Origin of the sequence: Pantoea phosphatilytica, from assembly GCF_051025615.1 — a bacterium.
Classification (GTDB): domain Bacteria; phylum Pseudomonadota; class Gammaproteobacteria; order Enterobacterales; family Enterobacteriaceae; genus Pantoea.
In genome coordinates this window covers 1-657 of record NZ_JBPFDF010000014.1, presented here as the reverse complement: position 1 = coordinate 657, position 657 = coordinate 1, and the positions used below count along the sequence as shown (strand labels likewise).

The 657-nt window shown below is 53.4% G+C and carries 1 tRNA gene and 2 rRNA genes; all 3 read right to left on the bottom strand.

Annotated elements, in window-relative coordinates:
* Positions 1 to 161: ribosomal RNA gene (locus ACR6AS_RS20470) — 23S ribosomal RNA — on the bottom strand; the annotation flags it as partial.
* Between the two features lie 226 nt (positions 162 to 387).
* Positions 388 to 462, bottom strand: a tRNA-Glu gene (locus tag ACR6AS_RS20465).
* 88 nt (positions 463 to 550) lie between these two features.
* Positions 551 to 657 (bottom strand): 16S ribosomal RNA (locus ACR6AS_RS20460); the annotation flags it as partial.

Genomic DNA, 657 nt, shown 5'->3' with positions numbered 1-657 from the left:
ATTCATGCTGCAATGATGCACTGAGTGCACCGGGTTTCCCCATTCGGACATCGACGGCTGTAGCGGTTCATATCACCTTACCGTCGCTTTACGCAGATTAGCACGTCCTTCATCGCCTCTGACTGCCTGGGCATCCACCGTGTACGCTTGGTCGCTTAACCTCACAACCCACAGGCGTTTTCACGCTGCAGACTGCAAGCATTTGAGAGACCCGACCGTATCGCCTTGTCATCCCTTATTACGGAGGGATGACGCGCTACGTCGTTTCAATTTTCAGCTTGTTCCGGATTGTTAAAGAGCAAATATCTCAAACGCGCCTCCGCCGCTTACGCAGCCGAACCGGTTTTGAGATACTGTGGAGACACCTTTCACCTGTCACCAAGCAGGTGGCGTCCCCTAGGGGATTCGAACCCCTGTTGCCGCCGTGAAAGGGCGGAGTCCTAACCGCTAGACGAAGGGGACACGATAGTGTCACGACTTCGCAGCCGTCCTGCTCATTACTTTCTATCAGACAATCTGTGTGAGCACTTCGCCGGAAGGTATCTTAAGGTAAGGAGGTGATCCAACCGCAGGTTCCCCTACGGTTACCTTGTTACGACTTCACCCCAGTCATGAATCACAAAGTGGTAAGCGCCCTCCCGAAGGTTAAGCTACCTA